Below are 17968 nucleotides of genomic sequence, written 5' to 3' on the forward strand. Positions count from 1 at the left end.
GAAAAACAAACGATACGCGGAGGGCGCCGCCGCTGCTAGGCCCCCGTTTTCACTGCCGCGTCAGCCCACACAAACACCCGAAGAGCCCATTTTTGTTTGAAAATGTCCTATGCAAAGGAGGGTCTAGATGCCTAAGTCCGAAATCAAGAAACCCATTAACGGTGAATGGATGAGGAGCGTTATCAATCGCCGCGGCTATTCCCTCTACTCTCTTGGCAGGCTGATCAATCAAGGCGGAATCGGAAAGGACATCAGGACTATTCGACGCGCTGTCTCCGAGAATAAGATCACTCCCCAGCTTCTTGACCTCATCGCCCGCGCAGTCAACGTCCATCCCGACTTCCTTGCCGGCAAGTACTGCTGGACGCTTGAGCTCCCCGTCATGGACTACGAGGGCGTTAGGGACTACTGGCTCGAGAACTACCTGAATCCTGATCACTTTCCCTATATCCTTGCCGAGCAGCAGAAGCTCGGGTCCTATCGACAGCTGCTCAACACGCTGCTCATGCACGGTGTGACCAAGGAAGACTTCCTTGAGAAAAGTCGACCCGATCGCGACAAGATGGCAGACCAGCTGGACCTCGCCGTCACTGGGGTTCTGAAGCAGTGGTTCCCCTCTTGCTACCGAGGCGACGCCGTCGACTACGCCGAAGCGATGGAGTGGCGTGACGAAAGGGATGTCTACGAGGCCATGCTGGAATACCTCGAAGAGAGGGGCATCGTGAAGGTCGATTACCCCGGCGAGAACTAGGCTCCCAACAGGTGCCCCAACCCAAGCGCGGCGTCACATCTCCGACGCCGCGCTTTTTTGTTACCCCGAGTCCCTACTGTGAACTCTTTTGTGAAGTGACGGAAGTCGACGCTTCTCAACATATCAGCAGCTAAACATGACCGTTTGTGACCACGGTCGACACTTCTCCCAGAAGGGCGGGGCGCTCCCGTCCAGGGAGGAGGCGCACATGGAGTCGGTTATCGCGGCGCTCGTGACGGGGGTGCTGACCCTCGCCGGGGTGCTCGTGTCCAACTCGCGCAGCCGCGCGGTCATGGAGGTCAAGATCGACAACCTGACGCGGCAGGTCGAGAAGCACAACCGCATGGTCGAGCGCACTTACGCCCTGGAGCAGGACGTCGCCGTCGTGAAGGCGGAGATCGAGAATCTGCGGAAGGGGCAATGATGGAGACATTCCTGACGTCCAACGAGTGGCCGTGGCGCCTGGCAAGGACCATCGTGCAGGGCGTGCTCGGCGTGGTCGTGGCCAACGTGGACATGCTGGTGGGCTGCGCGGTTCTGGAGCCCGAGTGGCGCGCGGTCGTGGTGGCGCTCGTGATGGCAGTGCTCACGCCCGTCATGGCGGAGCTCGGCGCGGCGCTGCCGTCGGGCGGTGGTTCCGATGAGTGAGTGCGAGTTCGCGAGCGAGGAGGAGCGCTGGGAGGCGCTGCGCGGCGAGGGCGTCGAGGCGGCCGCGCCGGACGGCTGGGAGCCCGACGAGGGCGAGGACGACGGCTTCGAGGAGGTGCCCGATGGCGTATAGCATCCTGTTCAAGCAGTGCGGAAGCGATCATATGACGCGCGGGCGCTCCCGCGCGATCGACCGCATCGTGGTCCACTATACGGGCACCACGGCGAGCGCGCGCAACAACGCGACGTACTTCTCGCGCAACGAGGGCCAGGGGGCGAGCGCCCATTATTTCGTGGATGGCATCTCCCCGGAGATCTATCAGAGCGTCGCCGAGGGTGACACCGCCTGGCACGCGGGCAACTGGGACATGAACTGCCGTGCGATCGGCATCGAGGTGGTCTCAGCCGGCGAGGACTACAGCGGGACGGAGATCACCAAGCTTGCCTGGCTGGTGCAGAAGCTCATGGCAAAGTACGGCATCGGCGCCTCCGGGGTCATCCGCCACTACGACGTGACGGGCAAGCTGTGCCCCGCGCCCTACGTGGCGTCGTCCAAGTGGGCGGCGCTCAGGGCGGCGATCACGGGCGGCTCGGCACCCGGCGGGACGGCGGGCGCCGCCCCCAGCGGGACCGTCTCCGAGCTCGCGCGACGCGTCATCGCCGGCGAGTTCGGCAACGGGGAGGCGCGTCGCGCGGCGCTGGGAAGCCGCTACTCGGAGGTGCAGGCGGAGGTTAACCGCATCCTGGCGGGAGGCTCGAGCGCACCCGCCACCCAGGCCCCTGCCGCCGACGACGTGGACGACCTCGCGCGCCGCGTGATCGCAGGCGAGTTCGGCAACGGCGAGGCGCGGAGGGCCGCGCTGGGCGACCGCTACGCCGAGGTCCAGGCGCGCGTGAACGAGATGCTGGGCGCCGGGTGCTCCGGCGGGACGTCCGGCGGCGCCGACGTCGAGGCGCTGGCGCGGGCCGTCATACGCGGCGAGTACGGAAACGGCGAGGAGCGCAGGCGCCGGCTGGGGTCGCTCTACGACGCCGTGCAGGCCCGCGTGAACGAGATCCTGTCGTGATCTCGCGGGAGGACGCCCGCTGGGGGCTCGCCGTGGCGCTCTCGGTCGTGCTCATCGTCGCCGTGCTGCCGCTCGTGCCGGTCATGTGGCTGGCGGGCAGGCTGGGCGACCGGATCGGGTGAGCCGGGCCCCGCGAGGGCCCCTTCGTCACGGGTTGCAGTTGCCGCAGGGGTCGTAGCCCTGGGCGATGACGTCGTCTCGCGTGTCGGTCACGGTCTGCTTGTTCTTCTCGCTCATGCGGTCCACGGAGCTGCACTCCGGGTAGTGGAACTTCCTCGTGTTGGTGTTGAGGACGTAGGTGCGCTCCTCCGACGGCTGGGCGGGTTCGGGGTCCTGCGGGAGGGCGCTCTCCTCGCGCCAGCTCTCCCCGGTGGCGTAGTCGATGCCGACGCCCGGCTGCACGTTGTAGCAGAAGACGTTGAAGGCGACGCCCATGCCGGCGTCGTCGAGCGAGCGCGCCTCCATGTGGACGCCCCGGCAGACGAGCTCGTCGCCGACGAAGACGGGCTCGACGCGGTAGAGGACGCGCCCTCCCGTGCGGTCCACGTAGTCGGCGACCTCGTTCTCGAAGGGGAGCATGCCCTCCGTGTTCATGTAGCGGGTGCCGGTGACGAGGTTCTCCTCGTTGGCGTTCTCGGCCGTGAGCTGCCAGCCGATGAGGTGGCAGCGGTTGTAGAGGTAGCGTCCGTCAACGAGGTCGTCGTAGCGCACGGTGTGCCAGCCCGTCGGCCTGACCATGCCGATGGACCCGCGCTCCTCGCCCTCGGCGGGCATGGTCGAGGGGCTCACGACGGCGATCGCGGCGCCGCAGCGGCCGAGGTGGTCGAGGGGCGCGTAGGACTCGCTGGCGGCGGGGAGGTCGTCCTCGCCGATGGTGGGGGCGTTGCCGTTGACCGTGGCGTAGGGGCTGCCGTCGTAGGCGGGGAGCTGTGAGGGGTCGAGGGCGGCGGGGGCGGGCTGGACGGTGGGTTCCTCGGGGGCGGGGTCTTCCTCCCCGGCCTGGGGCCCCTCTTCGTCAGCGGCGCCCTCGGGGGCGGCGGCCACGGCCTCCTGGCTCTCCTGCGCGGGCGCCTGGGGGCTCGGGGCGTCGTCGGAGCACGCGGGGAGCGCCGCGAGGGAAATCGCCACGAGGATGGCGAGCGCGAGGGCCCTGGCCCTGCCGATGGCGCTGCGGTCGGGTTTGGCGGCGTCTCTCATCCGGTGCTCCTCTCGTCGCGGCGTGACAAGATTATCCGCCAGATTGGGCCGCCTTGCGAGCGTTCGCGCATGTCGCGCGCTTCACAAAGGGGTACACAAGGGAGAGGCCCGCGCCCCTGAGCGGGGCGAGGGCCTCCCAGGGCTAGCTCCTGCGGCGCGGGCCGTCGGTGAGCGTCGGGAAGTCGCGGTGACGGGGCCCGTCCACGAGCACCTCGTACCACCACTCCCGGCTCCTCGGGCCGTCCGCCGCGAGGTCGTCGATCAAGCGGGTCTGGGTGACCTCGTCGAGCTCCGCGAACTCGTCCCGCATCGCGTTCTCGATGGCGGAGGAGCTCGCGATCATGTCGTGCAGGATCTGCTTCTTCTCCTCGAGGGTGAAGCTCTCGGGCGAGATGTCCATGAGCTCCGCCATGAAGTAGGCGTGGTCCTCGGCTTCCTCGAGTGCCTTCCAGTCGGTTGCCATAGGGGTTCTCCTCTCCCTCTGGAACCGTCTCTCCCGGGGTCTGGGTCGGTACGAATTCCGGTACGAATGAGCCTGATCGGAGCGTTTCGAAGCGTTCTGGAATGTCGCTCCTGATTTTGAAAACAGCTATATCTACCTGCGATAATGTTGTTTTCTGTTGTCAGGCGTTCTAAACCGTTTATACCCCCTCAGTCTCCCACTTGCAGATCGCCTACCTGGTGGCCGAGATGTCCATGCAGGGCGGCATTCACCAGACGGGCAGCCCTGTTTCCGCAACGCTGACGGTTGACAGCATCGGCTTGGGCAGCGATCTGGTGCCTTACGGATATCAGCAGGGCACGTCGATGGCGTCTCCCGCGGTGGCCGGCGCGGCGGCGGTGCTGGCCGGGAAGGGGTTGGCCGACGTTGCGGGCGACGAGGCGAAATCGGCCGAGAAGCTGGCGGCGCTGGTGAAGGGCGCGGCCGTGCGCGACGAGCGCTATGCGGGCCTGTGCTCCACGAGCGGATACGCCACGGTTGACGGCGCGGGCAACCGTGGTCCGGCCATCACGGCGGTGCGCGATGCGGATGGCGCCGTGGAGGTGGAGGGCTACTTCATGCCCGAGGGCGCTACGACGGTGCGCCTAGGCGACGTGGAGGCCGCCGTGATGAGCCGCGACGATATGGATGACGAAAAGGTGCGCCTGACGGTGCGGAAGCCCGAGGGCTTCGCGGGCGGCCAGACGGTCGTGCGCGTGGAGGCGAACGGCAAGCTGGCCAGCCACCGGGCCGACCTGGGCGCGCGTGCGGACGCGACCTATTACGACCAGACGAACCTGCCCGTCCCCGAGGAGCTTGCCGGCTGGGGGTCGTGGCAGCTCGTGGGCTTCAACGGCAGCATTTACTGCCTGCCACGCACGACCAATTTCAACGTGGAGCTTCATGCGTACGACTATATGCTGCGTTACCGCCCCGATGCACAGAAATGGGAGCGGGTGCCGCTGCCGACCGACTTGGCTAAGGAAGCGGGTTTGGAAGGGGACATCGTTGATGTATCGGGCGCGACGGTGGACGGCGCGCTGGTGCTGCAGCTAAGCGATGCTCCGGGTTCCACCACGTTCGTTCGGTATGCGGCAGATGAAACGTGGGAGCCTGCCGGCTACACGTTCTCGTTTGGGAGCGACGCGCCGGCGTACGGAACGCTGGCGAGCGACGGCGAGTTTGCATATGTGTTCGGGGGCTTGGGCCTTACGGACAGCGGGACGGTCGATAACGCCATCGTGTACCGCGTGGATTTCGAGGCGCAGGAGCTTGAGAAATGCGGCGAGCTTTCCATGGGACGCGTTCGACCCCAGGTGTCGTACGGCAACGGCTCGTTCGTGGTTTCGGGCGGCATATCGGTGAGCTACCAGGCGGGCGGCGTTTTGGGCGTCGAGTTGGTGACGCCGCAAAGCGGCGGCTGGGATCCGGTTGCAGAAGAGGAAATTCCTGCCGGGTGGCTTGCGGGCACGTCGGTGGACACGACGGCGCTTGTGACCGAGACGGGGCAGATGGCTTGGACGTCGGGCGCGCTTGCGGACGGCTTCGCGCTCGTGGGCCCCGAAAGCGACAACGGCGCGACCGACACCTACCTGCTGACGGGAGACGGCCTTTCCGCGCCGACGGCGTACGGCAAGCGCGCCTCGTGGCAGACGCTGCTCGCTCCGGCGGCCACGGCCTACCGCGGCCAGCTGTACGTGCTGGCAAGCGTGCAGAACGAGCCGTACCACGCGTTCAGCGCCACGGCGGTGGAGACGGCCGAGCAGCCGGGCGACTACGTGGCGCCCGATCCGGAGCCGGATCCCGATCCCGACCCCAAGCCCACGCCGCTGCCCGACCCTAACCCCGAGCCTACGCCCACGCCTGATGTCGAGCAGGCGAACGCCGACAGTTCGGGCAAGGCGTTGCGCGCGTTGGCGTCCACGGGCGACCCGCTGTTCTCTGCGGTGCCTATTCTGGCGGGCGCGGGTGCGTTGGCGCTTATCGGCATGGTGGTGGCTGCGGTGTGCCGCCGCCGTGCGGGCAGGCGGTAGGAGAGGGATATGCGTTGTGCAAGCGATAAAGCGGAGGTGCATTATGCGGAATGAGCGGCGCTCGCGAAGCCTGGGGCGGTGTACCGGATGCGCGGTTGTGTCGGTGGCGCTTGCGGCGGCGATGGCGGGCGTGCCGTCTGCAGCGCTTGCCGAGGAACCGGCAAGCGCGACACCACAGGTTGCCAGCACGATGGAAGGCGACGACGTGTTCGCTTGGGCATCGGGCGCATCGGCGGCAAACGCGCTTTCGGAGGACGTGCTGCCTACCCAGTTCGACCTGCGGAACAACAGCAAGTTCGGTAACGTGGTCACGCCGGTGAAGTTCCAGAACCCGTGGGGCTCTTGCTGGTCGTTCGGCATCGCCTCTGCCTCGGAGGCGAGCATCATCTCCGAGGCCGCGCAAAAGGGCATCCCCCTGAAAGAGGAGTTCAAGGACATCTCCGAGCGCCATCTGGCTTGGTTCACCTACACACCGCTTCCTGCCGATGACGATTCCGGTCAGGGCGGCGAGGGCGTAGTGAGCCTCAAAGAAGGAGACAACGGCCGTTTGGACAGCGGCGGGTGGATGGTGTACGGAACCTCTTTGTTCTCGTCGGGCATCGGCCCCGTTCCGGAGTCGGCTGCGCCGTACAAAAACGATGAAGGGCTGATCGACAGCGTGACGGACCCCGTCACGGGCAAGGAGTACAACTACCAGTACAGCAAAGATGGCACGTGGGCGGTGGACGAGGGGCTTCGCTTCTGGCAGATGGTGGAGTTCGAGCAGTCCGTGCAGCTCCCCTCTCCGGGCGAGTACAACGCCGCAGAGGATTACGAGGGTGCCAAGCGCGCCAACGACGCCATCAAGGAACAGCTCCACGAGGGCCGCGGTGTGGCCATCGCGTTCTACGCGGATCAGTCGAAGCCCAACCAGATCACCGAGATGGGTTACATGAACCCCGGCAACAATGAGGACGGCTCGTGGGCGCACTACACCTACGATGCTGTGGGAATCAGCCATGCCGTGACCATCGTCGGCTGGGATGACAATTACGCCAAGGAGAACTTCGGCAACCCCGACCCGGAGACAGGCGAGGTCGACCCCAACAAGCAGCCGCCCGCCAACGGTGCGTGGATCGTCAAGAACAGCTGGGGCGCGGGAGACAAGTTCCCCAACGGCTATCCCGGCGGCTGGGGCACCGACGAGGACGGCGACGGCAATGGGGACGGCTACTTCTACCTCTCGTACTGGGACAAGACCATCACCAAGCCCGAGTCGTTCGACTTCGCCGTGGAGTCCACGCAAAGCGAGGGTGACCGCTACTTCGTGCATCAGTACGACTACATGCCTGCGCAGGACGTTGTGAGCAATTCCTCCGCTCTTCCGATGAAGATGGCGAACATCTTCTCTGCCGACGATGCGGAGACGGTGCGTAAGCTCACCTGCGAAACGACGCGCCCCAACACGCAGGTGACTTTCGACGTGTACCTGCTTGAGGAGGGCGCGACCCTGCCCACCGAGGGCGTGAAGCTGGCCACGGTTCAGCAGACGTTCGAGTGGGGCGGCTTTCATGCGGTGGAGCTGGCCGCCGAGCAGGCGTTCACCTTGAATGCAGGCGAGCGCTTCTCGGTGGTGGTGACGCAGCAGTGCCTCGATGACAACGACTACTATGTCAGCTACGATGTCGGTTGGGATCGGGCGTCCCTCGACGCGTTCGAACAGCAGTACCACGAGCAGTATTACGAGACGTACTACCAGACGTATCTTGGGGTGGCCAAAGATGCCCTGTGGCAGGCGACGTACAACAGGCTGATCGAGGAAGGCGCGAGCGAAGAAGAGGCGACCGCCAAGGCGAACGAGTACGTGGAAACCGAGAAAGGCCAGCAGCAGATCGCCGATGCCGCGGCCAAGGCGGCCGAAGAGATGATCCAGCAGAGGGTTCCCTCCTACTACTACGAGGGCGTGGTGAACGAGGGCGAGAGTTTCGTCTACGCGTCCGACGAGAACGGGGAGAACCCCGCATGGCGGGACTTCCACGCGGATTCCGTGGCGAGCGAGGCGCGGGGCAATCAGATTGACAACCTGCCCATCAAAGCGTACGGCTACCCGATTGAAGAGGGCGCCGACAAGCCCGCCACCGAGGAGAGCGTGGCTCAGCTTGGGGTGTACTTGTCTTCCGCGAAAGCTATGCTTGAAAGTGCGGTGGAGAGCGTCGCGGGAGACGGCTCCGACGTTCCCGCCTCGCAGTACTGGGTGCCGAGCGACGTGCGTGCCGAGTTGGTGGCTGCTATCATGGAGGCCGAGGATCTGCTAGCAGGTGGGAATCCCACGCAGGGCGATGTGGATCGCATCAGCCTGGCTCTGAGCATGGCGACGAGGGCGTTCGACGAGGCCAAGCAACCCGGCACGTTGGCCGACGAGTACGCGAGCGCCGAGGCGGTGAAGCAGCTTGAGGACGCCATCAAGGACGCGCGCAACGATTTGGTGCAGACCGTCGTGAGCGCGGACGGCTCCGATGTGGCGAAGGGTACGCCGTGGGTGACGCAGGCCACCCATGACGCGTTCAAAGCGGCCATCGCCTCTGCGGAGGCAGTCTTGGGTGCAGAGCGTCCGCTTGCGAGCGACATTGAGCGCGCTGCTGCGGATCTTGCCGCCGCACAAAAGGCGTTCGACGCCGCGAAGGCCGACGGCTTGAAGGAGACGGGCGGCTCGGGCGGCGGCTCCGAGGAGAAGCCCGACGTTGGATCCGACGCGAAGGGCAACGGCGCCTTGGTGCGGACCGGTGATGACGCGTTGCTCGGCATCGCGGTCGCGTGCGTTGGCGGCCTGTCGGCGCTTGTCGCCGGTGCGTCGCTGGCGATGCGTCGGCGCATCGGCAAGGAGTAGCGCGCGGGCGCAAAGGTAGGTGCAGGTGGCGGCCGGAGGGATGCCTTCCGGCCGCCTGTTTCAGTTCGACGGATCCTTCCGCATTGCGGTGGAGGGAGTTGCGGAAGGAGGCCCGCCATGGGTTTGTTCGGCTCGGGAAAGTCCGACGAGGAGAAGCTGCAGGAACGCGTGGCGAAGGCGCTCGACGAGATGGGCATCACCGTTGAGTCGGCATCCGAGAAAGACGGCGCTTTGCATGTGGGCTGCTTCCAAGGGTCGTCGGGGCTGACCTCGTACAAGAACCTGTCGCTCACCATGGAGGGCGTCATCGGTTTCCTGCAGCAAAACGGGCGCGAGATCGTGGACGTGAAGGTGAACCCCTGCGGGTCGGGCGACACCGTCATGAGCCAGTTGGTGACGGTTCTGTACCGCTAAGGAGGCGTTGCGTCATGCGGCAGGAAGGGGCATCCATGGCGAAGCGGCTGTTCGCGCTGGCGCTCAGCGTGGCTTTAGCGTGCGGGCTTGTGCCTGCGGCGGCGTTCGCGCTGCCCGAGCAGGCGGCAGGTGCGCCGAATGAGGCGGCGGCCTTCGCCGATGGTTCGCTTGTGGAGGGCGGCTCGACGGATGCGGACGAGAGCGACTGGACGGTTGCCGATGTGCAGCCTGGCGCGTTCTCCGTGCCGAGTATCGCCGCCCTGTCGCGCTACAACTACCCGGATGCTGCGGCGGGCGTCCGCGCAGCCTCCGAGGACGAGGGCGACCTGCCCGCGAGTTTCGACCTGCGCGAGACGGGCGATTCCACGCCGGTGAAATACCAGAACCCGTGGGGTTCGTGCTGGGCGTTTGGCACCATGGCCTCGCTTGAGAGCAACGTGCTTGTGCAGGGCGGCCTCGCCGACGGCGCGACCCCCGATTTCTCCGAGCGCCAGCTGGCGTGGTTCGGCCGCACGGCGGTGGGGGCCGAAACGGACGCGGATCAGGCGGGGGAGGGTGCGTTCGCCAAGCGCACGGCGGGCGCGACCTCAACCGACACCCAGCTCACCTTCAACGCCGGCGGCGACTACGGCATTTCCACCGCCGTGCTGTCGGCGTGGTTCGGCGCGGCTGACGAGGCCGACATCCCGTACGCCGACGTGAACGGGGTTTGGGACGAGTACGACACCTCCGGCGACTGGTCGCTTTTCGAAAGCGACCGCACCGTTGCGTCCGTGCACGTGCAGGACGTGATCTCGCTTCCCAGCCCCGCCGTGTTCTCCGATCCGGAGAACCCTTTCACGGACAACTACACCTACGATCCTGACGCCACGGCGGCTATCAAGCGCGCGCTTGTGGACAACGGCGCGGTGTCTGTGAGCTACCATGCCGACCAGTCGCGCCCGATCACCGACCCGGACGATCCCGGCTACGGGGAGAGCGAGTACTTCAATTATCTGGCAAGCGCCCAGTACGTGAACGCCTACATCACCGAGGACGATCAGGCCACGCCCGACGTGGACGAGCGCACGACGGCCAACCACGCTGTCACCATCGTGGGCTGGGACGATACGTTTTCTCGGGATAATTTCACGAAGCAGCCGCCTGATGACGGCGCATGGATCGTCAAGAACAGCTGGAGTGCCGACTGGGGCTTGGACGGCTGCTTCTACCTGTCGTACTACGACATGAGCATATGCGAGCCCACGTCCTTCTTGGTCGATCTGCCCGATGCGGACGGCTCGTTCAGCTACGACTCGAACTACCAGTACGATTACCTGAGCGCTGCGAGCGTGGGCAAGATCGAGCCGGGCGCGTTCGGAAAGGCCGTTGCGGCGGCCAACGTGTTTGAGGCCGAGGGCGACGAGGTGCTAAAGGCCGTGTCCGCGACCACGGCGAACCCCGGCTCCACCGTGCAGGTGGAGGTGTACTTGCTCGACGGCGACGCGACCGGCCCCACCGACGGCACGCTGGCGACAATCCAGACGACAGAGGTGGAGTACGGCGGCTACCACACCATCGCGCTCGATAAGCCGGTGGCCCTGAGCGCGGGGCAGCGGTTCTCCGTAGTGGAGCGCATCGAGGGTTACGAGGGCGCGTACCTGCCGCTTGAGGTGGCAGCCTACGATGCCAACGACCCCGACGAGGCTCAGGGCGGCTACGTGAAGGCGCAGCGGGCCGTGGCGAACGCGGGTGAGAGCTTCTACAGCGTTGATGGGGGCGCCACGTGGGATGACGTGACGGAGCTTTCCGCTGCCGAGGTGCAGGATCGCATTTCGCCTTCGCGGTTCGGCGACTATCCTCAGGTGTACGCGGAAGAGGGCGTGGGCAACGTCATGATCAAGGCGTTCACGACGGATGCGGCAGAGCCGAAGCCCGAACCCGAACCCGGCCCCGACCCCGAGGAACCGGACGACCCGGCCTTGCGCTCGTCGTTCGACCCGCGCGAGGAGGGGCTTGTCACGCCGGTGCGCGATCAGGGCACCACCGACCTGTGCGGGCCGTTCGCCTCGATGGCGTCTTTGGAAACCTCGCTCGTCTACGACAGCGCGGCGTCGGATGAGTTGGTGGAAGCGGGACTCTCGCCCTTCCATGCCGTGTACTTCGCCACGATGGGCGATGAGGAGCGCGAAGCGGCCGGCCTGAATGCGTTTATGCCCGACAACCCCTACGACGGCGGCGTCACGCCGTTTTCGATTGCCGCTAGCCTGGCTGCCGGCAAGGGCGCGGTCGTTGCGCAGGAGGGCGTGACCGACTGGGCGAATCCGCAGATGGACGAGTCGTTGCGCTCTGCGAGCGATGCGCGTCTCACGGATGCCGCGTACCTGAGCGCCGGCGCCGGCGGCTATTGGGAGGCGCTCGAAGGCGACGACCTGCGCGCTGCCGTGAAGCGCACTGTCGTCGAAGAGGCGCCGGTGGTGGCCGAGTTCTGCGCCAACCAGGCGCTCGGCAACTTCTGTGCGGAAACGTCGAGCTACCATACGGCTGCGGGCGTGCCCGGAGCGGTTGCCGATCATTATGTGGCCATCGTGGGCTGGGACGACGCCTATGCGCGCGACAACTTCAACGAAGGGATGCGTCCTGAGCGCGACGGCGCGTGGCTGGTGAAGAACTCCTGGGGCGTCGGGCAAGGCGACGGCGGCTATTTTTGGGTGTCCTACGAGGACGCCACGCTGATCGCCCAGGCGGCGCTGATGGGCGAGGTGGCGCGCGAGGGCGAGCGGCTGTACCAGTACGATGCGGCGGGCTGGTCGGAATCCTTGTCGGTGGGCGGCGGCGTTGCGGGCTGGGCGGCCAACGTGTTTGGAAGCGCGCGCGACGAGACGCTCGACCGCGTGCAATTCTGCACGACGGGCGTCGGCACCGCGTACACCGTGGAGGTGTACCGCGGAGCGACCGACGCCGATCCGCGCGGCGGCGAGCTTGTCTCCAGCCGCTCGGGCGTGCGGGAGCTTCCCGGCTACGTTACCGTGGAGCTTGACGAGCCGGTGGCGCTTTTGGCGGGCGAGACGTTCTCGGTGGTGGTGCGGCTGGAAAACGAGCGCTACGCCTACCCGATTGCCGTGGAGGCGTTCACGCCCGATCCCGAAAGCGCGGCGGCGGGACTTGAGCCCTCGTTCATGGGGCGCGACGAAGACGGCAACCGCGAAGCGAGCTGGGTGTCGGCCGACGGCGTGAACTGGGAGGATCCTGCAGGGTATGGACGCGACCTCGCACAGGGCGAGGCGTCCGGCGGCGCGGCGGCGGGATCCGGCGCGTCCGGCGCGCGCTCGGCGGCGTCCGAGGGCGGTTCTTCGCGCTCGTACGTGACGAACGTGTGCGTGAAGGCGCTCACGATGCCGCGCGATGCGTCCGGCGACACGGACGGCGACGATGGCGCGACGCCTGCGGACAATGCCGCGCCGGCGGCCGATCCGAAGGCGCTTGCGCGCACGGGCGATCCGGCTGCGGCGGCAGGTGCGACGGCGCTTTGCGTGCTGGTCGCGGCAACGTGCGCGATGATCGCCGCCGTAGGCGCGCGCCGGCGCGCCGACGAGGCCGGGCGATAGGAAGGCGACGGCAGAGGAAAGGGCGAACAAGAGGTATGGCTCGAGATTTCAGCAATCCCAAAAAGTTGGGCTTCATGCGTTTTCTGCAGGTGATATTCGCCGTCAACATCCTGTTGACGTTGGTTTTGTCGGTGTTCCTCATAAAGGGGGACTACACGCTTGCCTTCTCCGACGTGCTTGACTACCTCAACCTTGTGTTCGAGGCCATGAGCTTTTGGCTCATCTGGCAGCGCAAGCGGGCGGCGCGCTCGCTCATCATGGCGTTCAGTTTGTTCAACATCGTCATCGGCACGGGCTACAACCTGGGGCAGGGTGCCTTTAGCGTAACCGACCAATTGCTCGATTCGTGGTTCGACATCATTTTGTTCGTGTACTTCCTCACCTCGCGCCGGGTGAAGGCGGTGCTCACCGAGCCGTTCTCGCCCGAGGCCAAGCGCGAGGAGCTTGAGCGCGAGATCAGCTACTTCAAGCCGCGCACCTGGGCGTTTTGGCGCAACCTCATCATGTACTTCTGCGTGTTCAGCGTGGTGGGGCACTGGATGGAGGCCGCGTACTGCACGCTCATCCGATTCGGCATCCTGCCGGGCATCTACGATCCGAACTCGCAGATCTGGTCGGACTGGCTCTACCCCTTTCCCGTGTACGGCGTGGGCGCGGTGGCGTGCGTGCTGCTGTTCTATCCCATCAAGAACTTCCTGGAGAAGCGCATCGGCAGCCGCGTGGTGCCGCTGATCATCAGCTTCGTCATCAACGCGTTCGTGTGCACGCTCATCGAGTTCGTCATGGGGCTTATGCTCAACATGGACTACTCGCTGTGGGATTATCGCAACATGTTCGGCAACTTCATGGGGCAGGTGTGCCTGCAAAACGCCATCGCGTTTGGCATGGTGGCTACGCTTATGACCTGGGTTATCTACCCAGCTTTGGAAGCGGGGTTGGGCAGGCTCTCCAAAGACGTGGTGAACACGGCGTTCGCCGGCGTGGTGGTGGGCTTTGCCATCCTTGTGTTTTTGTACTACATCAACGTGGTGGTGCCGGGGATCGACGTGTCCTCCGATGACGGTTCCGCCACCACCGTCGAGATTGGCGTCGGCGATGCGGAGGGCGATGCGGAGGGCGATGCGGAGGGCGAGCCGTCCGCATCCGAGTCGCCTCACGCGGTGCGGGCGTAGGCGGCCGCCATGCCCCTCATCACGCGCGAAGACGAACTGCACGGTTACGCGCCCGACGCGTTCGCGTTCTGGCGCAACCTCGCCGTGTACTTCTGCGTGTTCAGCGTGCTGGGGCACTGGATGGAGATAGCCTACTGCTCGTTTATGAACCTGTTCGGCATTGTGGACGCCGATTCACTCGTGTGGGACGACCCGATGTACCCCTTCCTCGTGTACGGCGTGGGCACGGTGGTGTGCGCCGTGGCGCTTGTGCCGCTGCGTGAGCGCTTGGTGGCCACACGCCGCACGCTGGCGGGAGCGGGCGTGCAGTTCTTCCTGATTGCCGTGGGGGTGTGCCTGGTCATGGAGCTGGGCATGGGCCTCATGCTCAACCGTCCGGACGCCGCTGGCGAATACCCTCTGTGGGACAACTCCGAACTGCCGCTCAACGTGCTGGGCCAGGCGTGGCTCGTAAACGACGTGGCCCTGGCCGCCGTTGCCATGCTCTACACCTGGGTGGTGTATCCGCTGTGCCAGAAGCTTCTGGCCAAGGTGCCGCTGCGCGTGATGAACGCGCTGGCTGCGGTGGTGGTCGTGGGCTTCGCGGCGCTCTGCGCGGTGAAGTTTTCGTAACGCGCCGCATTTGCGTGCCGCCAGCTTGGCAACCCTGCGGGGTTGACGGTTTGGCGGGCGGTTCGGCCAGCCTGATGGTCCAGCGAACCCGCAGGTTTGGCGGATTTGGCGATCTGGCAGTGGCGCGGCCCCCTGGCGCGCCAAGCGCCAAAGGGCCGCAACCAAAAGGCCTCTTTCCGCGTCTGATCAGAACGGATAGGCGCGGGGCGTGTGCTGGACGCTCGTCCAGTGGGTGCGCGTCATCTCCTCGAGGATCCAGCGCCCGTTGAAGCGCCCCAGGCCGGAGTTCTTCTCGCCGCCGAACGGCGTGTGCCGCTCGTCCGCCACGGTCATGTCGTTCACGTGCGTCATGCCCGCGTCTATCTTGCGGGCGAACGCCACGGCGCGCTCCACATCGCCGCCCACCACGGCCGACGACAGTCCGTAGTCCGTGCGGTTGGCCAGGCGCAGCGCCTCGTCCTCGTCGTGCGCCACGATGATGGGCGCAAGCGGGCCGAAACTCTCCTGCGTGGCGATGTCAAGCGCAGGATCGACGTTCGCGAACACGACGGGCGGCATCACCAGGCCGTCCGGCTCGCCGCCGAGCGCGAGCGTCGCGCCTTGGTCGCGGGCGCGCGCGACCTTCTGCAGAAGGTCCGAGAGCTGCGCCTCGTTGATGATGGGACCGATGTCGGTGGCCGGATCCATCTGGTCGCCGCACACGAGCTTCGCGGCGCGCGCGACGAAGCGTTCGGTGAACTCGTCGGCCAGCTTCGCATCCACGATAATGCGGTTCGTGCTCATGCAGATCTGCCCCTGATGGAGGAAGCGCCCGACAATGGCGATGTCCACGGCGCGCTCCACGTCGGCGTCGTCAAGAACGACGAGCGGCGCGTTGCCGCCCAGCTCCAAGGCGAGGCGCTTCATGCGCGATTTGCCGCCAAACGTTTTCGCGGCAATGCTTTTGCCCACGGCGGTGGAGCCGGTGAAGCTGACGAGGCGCGGGATGGGGCTTTCCACCAGCGCGTCGCCGATCTCGCTGCCGCGCCCCACCACCACCGAGAGCAGGCCGGCGGGCAGTCCCGCCTCCTCGTATATCTTCGCAAGCAGGATTCCGCCCGCCACGGGCGTGTCGGAGGCCGGCTTGAGCACCACGGCGTTGCCCACGGCAAGCGCCGGCGCCACCGATCGGTTCGACAGGTTCAGCGGGAAGTTCCACGGGCTGATCACCGACACCGTTCCAAGCGCGCGGCGGTACACGCGGTTCTCCTTGCCGGGAACGTCCGAGGGCAAAAGGTCGCCGTCCATGCGGTAGGGAAACGACGCCGCCTCCTCGGCTGCGGCGCGGGCGGCGCCCACCTCGAACTCGGCTTTGGCGCGGATGCCGCCCGTCTCGCGCTGCACCCATTCGATCAGCTCCTCGCGTCGCGCGTCGAAGATGCGCACGGTTTCAGCCAGGATGGCGGAGCGCTCGGCGGGCGGCGTCTGCTCCCAAGCGGCCTGCGCTCGCTCGGCGGCCTCAAAGGCCTCCTGCACGTCGCGCTTGTCGGCCAGCACGTGAACGGCCAAGGTGCTGTTGTCGTAGGGGTTTACGTCGCGGGCGCGCTCGCCGCTGGAGCCGTCGCGCCAGGTTCCGGCTATGAAGAGCTTGTCGAGTCCTGTGTAGGGCGTAGGGGAGACGGCTGCGGCTGCGGTGGTGGTGGGCATGGGGGCCTCCTTTGCTCGATGGTCAGGTTGCCCAGTATAGATGCGCGAAAACCTGCCGCCGACAGCGCATTCGCTTCGTCAGCGAATGGTTGCGCAACCCCCTCCGTCCCGTAGCGCGCCCCGTGCGGCCGCATGCCCCGAGCGGCGCGCCGGCCGTGGCCGCAAATGGCGCGCTGTGGCAATTGCGAGGCCCGCTGCGACCCTCGTTCGCATGCGGTGGTCAAGGAAGCACCGGGTCGCGGAAATCGTCTCCGCCTGCACGTTTGCCAATGAGGCTTGGATAGCGGACAATGGCGCGGTGGCGTGAAAACGGCGATTCGCGGAAGGAGCGGTTATGGAACTTGCGCAAAACGCGCTGGCGAGCACAGGAGACAACGCGCTGCCGTTCATCGTGGGCGGGATCGTGGTGGTGGCGGCCATCGTGCTGGTGGTGGCGTTTGTGCTGATGCGTCGCAAATAGCGGGCGGCTGCGAGCGAAGGGGCCGCGTCCGTTCCCTGCTAATGGGATTCGCGCGTTCGCCCACGGAGAACACGCGTCCGCTCCTTGCGGACGGGATCCACGCGTTTATCCATGGAGGGTCCGCGTCCCCCATGCGCCCGTCCACGGAGAACCCGCGCCCGCTCCTTGCGTGTTCATCCACGGTGGGGCCGCGCCCGTCCCCATGCGTTCGCCGACCCTGCAGCTTGTGCACGAGGCCCTCGTTTTTATTTGCTTGTGATATAGTATCATTTCGAAGGGAGAGGCGAAGGTGGGCACGTCGCCGCGTTCGCTTCCCACGTGTTCCGCTGTCGGGCGGCTTCGGAATCGCGAAGGTTCCGGGCAGCTGTCCGCTTGTTCGTGCAAAGGAAGATACGACGATCATGAGCGATACCCGCAATGACGCCGAAAACGGCGCCGCGCTTTTCAAGACCCTCGCCGATCCGAAGCGCATCTCCAGGTTCATGCAGGTGTTCCTGTCCGGGGTGCTGTTCGTCCTTGGAGGGATACTCTCGGTGCTTTTGCTGATGAACACCTGGTCGCTCATTCTTCTTGTTGTCGAGAAACATCAGACGGGCGGCAACGAGATCTTGGGCTCCATTGTGACATGGTTTTTGTACTTCGAGTTCCTGGCCCTCATAGCGAAGTACTACCAGTCGGGACTCCACTTTCCCCTCCGTTATTTCATCTACATTGGGATTACCGCCATCATCAGGCTCATTATCCTCTATCATGACGACCCCCTCCACACGCTCATCTTCTCCGTTTCGATTCTCGTGCTGCTTTTGGCTTTGTACCTGGCGAACACCAAGCTGCTCAAGCGCGAGTAGTTGCGGCTCTCGGCTGCGCTGCGGCCCCTGCGGCCCGTCCCCGGCATGCGCCGCGGCGCATGCCGCCCGTCCGTCCCGGGCGCGCCGCTCGCCGCTTCCGGCGGCCCCGGTGACGCCCGTCATCGAAAGCGACGTGCGCGTTTGCC

The 17968-nt window shown here is 65.9% G+C and carries 17 protein-coding genes; 14 read left to right on the forward strand and 3 right to left on the reverse strand.

What is annotated here, in order from left to right; all coding sequences use genetic code 11:
- Positions 1-127 precede the first annotated feature (127 nt).
- The 6 genes from ACWKY3_RS07380 (at position 128) to ACWKY3_RS07405 (ending at position 2588) form a co-directional block, all read left to right on the forward strand.
- Positions 128-751 carry a hypothetical protein gene (locus ACWKY3_RS07380; RefSeq protein WP_449315782.1) on the forward strand — a complete coding sequence of 208 codons (624 nt, stop codon included), beginning with the start codon at positions 128-130 and terminating at the stop codon, positions 749-751.
- A 208-nt stretch (positions 752-959) separates the two neighbouring features.
- Positions 960-1175, forward strand: a complete 216-nt coding sequence (locus ACWKY3_RS07385; protein ID WP_087316683.1) for a hypothetical protein — start codon at positions 960-962, stop codon at positions 1173-1175.
- On the forward strand, positions 1175-1399 hold the full coding sequence (locus ACWKY3_RS07390) for a hypothetical protein (protein WP_449315783.1): 225 nt from the start codon (positions 1175-1177) through the stop codon (positions 1397-1399). Before ACWKY3_RS07385 ends, ACWKY3_RS07390 begins: the two co-directional genes overlap by 1 nt.
- On the forward strand, positions 1392-1532 hold the full coding sequence (locus tag ACWKY3_RS07395) for a hypothetical protein (protein ID WP_449315784.1): 141 nt from the start codon (positions 1392-1394) through the stop codon (positions 1530-1532). The genes ACWKY3_RS07390 and ACWKY3_RS07395 overlap by 8 nt, the downstream gene beginning before the upstream one ends.
- Positions 1522-2466: an N-acetylmuramoyl-L-alanine amidase gene (locus ACWKY3_RS07400; protein ID WP_449315785.1), complete on the forward strand. Its 945-nt coding sequence runs from the start codon at positions 1522-1524 to the stop codon at positions 2464-2466. Before ACWKY3_RS07395 ends, ACWKY3_RS07400 begins: the two co-directional genes overlap by 11 nt.
- Positions 2463-2588: a hypothetical protein gene (locus tag ACWKY3_RS07405; protein ID WP_449315786.1), complete on the forward strand. Its 126-nt coding sequence runs from the start codon at positions 2463-2465 to the stop codon at positions 2586-2588. The genes ACWKY3_RS07400 and ACWKY3_RS07405 overlap by 4 nt, the downstream gene beginning before the upstream one ends.
- A gap of 25 nt (positions 2589-2613) precedes the next feature.
- Here ACWKY3_RS07405 and ACWKY3_RS07410 read toward each other — a convergent pair whose 3' ends face one another.
- Together ACWKY3_RS07410 and ACWKY3_RS07415 are read right to left on the reverse strand one after the other, a co-directional pair.
- Positions 2614-3663, reverse strand: coding sequence for a DNA/RNA non-specific endonuclease (locus ACWKY3_RS07410; RefSeq protein WP_449315787.1), 1050 nt, complete (start codon positions 3661-3663; stop codon positions 2614-2616).
- 142 nt (positions 3664-3805) lie between these two features.
- Entirely contained in the window at positions 3806-4126 is a 321-nt protein-coding gene (locus ACWKY3_RS07415; RefSeq protein ID WP_449315788.1) for a hypothetical protein, read from the reverse strand.
- 200 nt (positions 4127-4326) lie between these two features.
- On the opposite strand from ACWKY3_RS07415, the gene ACWKY3_RS07420 reads away from it, so the two are divergent.
- From ACWKY3_RS07420 to ACWKY3_RS07445, 6 genes are all read left to right on the forward strand, one after another.
- Positions 4327-6177: a hypothetical protein gene (locus tag ACWKY3_RS07420; protein ID WP_449315789.1), complete on the forward strand. Its 1851-nt coding sequence runs from the start codon at positions 4327-4329 to the stop codon at positions 6175-6177.
- A 43-nt stretch (positions 6178-6220) separates the two neighbouring features.
- Complete coding sequence (locus tag ACWKY3_RS07425) at positions 6221-9043, forward strand: lectin like domain-containing protein (RefSeq protein WP_449315790.1); 2823 nt, start codon at positions 6221-6223, stop codon at positions 9041-9043.
- A gap of 117 nt (positions 9044-9160) precedes the next feature.
- Positions 9161-9457 carry a hypothetical protein gene (locus tag ACWKY3_RS07430; RefSeq protein WP_449315791.1) on the forward strand — a complete coding sequence of 99 codons (297 nt, stop codon included), beginning with the start codon at positions 9161-9163 and terminating at the stop codon, positions 9455-9457.
- A gap of 35 nt (positions 9458-9492) precedes the next feature.
- Positions 9493-13044 (forward strand): lectin like domain-containing protein, encoded by a 3552-nt coding sequence (locus ACWKY3_RS07435; protein WP_449315792.1) that lies wholly within the window; start codon positions 9493-9495, stop codon positions 13042-13044.
- A 35-nt stretch (positions 13045-13079) separates the two neighbouring features.
- A complete protein-coding gene (locus ACWKY3_RS07440) occupies positions 13080-14216 on the forward strand; it encodes a putative ABC transporter permease (RefSeq protein WP_449315793.1) in 1137 nt (378 codons plus the stop codon).
- Between the two features lie 9 nt (positions 14217-14225).
- Entirely contained in the window at positions 14226-14828 is a 603-nt protein-coding gene (locus ACWKY3_RS07445; RefSeq protein ID WP_449315794.1) for a putative ABC transporter permease, read from the forward strand.
- A 186-nt stretch (positions 14829-15014) separates the two neighbouring features.
- On the opposite strand, the gene ACWKY3_RS07450 is transcribed toward ACWKY3_RS07445, so the two are convergent.
- Positions 15015-16514 carry an aldehyde dehydrogenase family protein gene (locus tag ACWKY3_RS07450; RefSeq protein WP_449315795.1) on the reverse strand — a complete coding sequence of 500 codons (1500 nt, stop codon included), beginning with the start codon at positions 16512-16514 and terminating at the stop codon, positions 15015-15017.
- A 334-nt stretch (positions 16515-16848) separates the two neighbouring features.
- On the opposite strand from ACWKY3_RS07450, the gene ACWKY3_RS07455 reads away from it, so the two are divergent.
- Positions 16849-16974: an LPXTG cell wall anchor domain-containing protein gene (locus ACWKY3_RS07455; RefSeq protein WP_449315796.1), complete on the forward strand. Its 126-nt coding sequence runs from the start codon at positions 16849-16851 to the stop codon at positions 16972-16974.
- A gap of 401 nt (positions 16975-17375) precedes the next feature.
- Positions 17376-17822: a phosphate-starvation-inducible protein PsiE gene (locus tag ACWKY3_RS07460; RefSeq protein ID WP_449315797.1), complete on the forward strand. Its 447-nt coding sequence runs from the start codon at positions 17376-17378 to the stop codon at positions 17820-17822.
- Positions 17823-17968 lie beyond the last annotated feature (146 nt).

This window comes from Rubneribacter sp. (genome assembly GCF_965361815.1).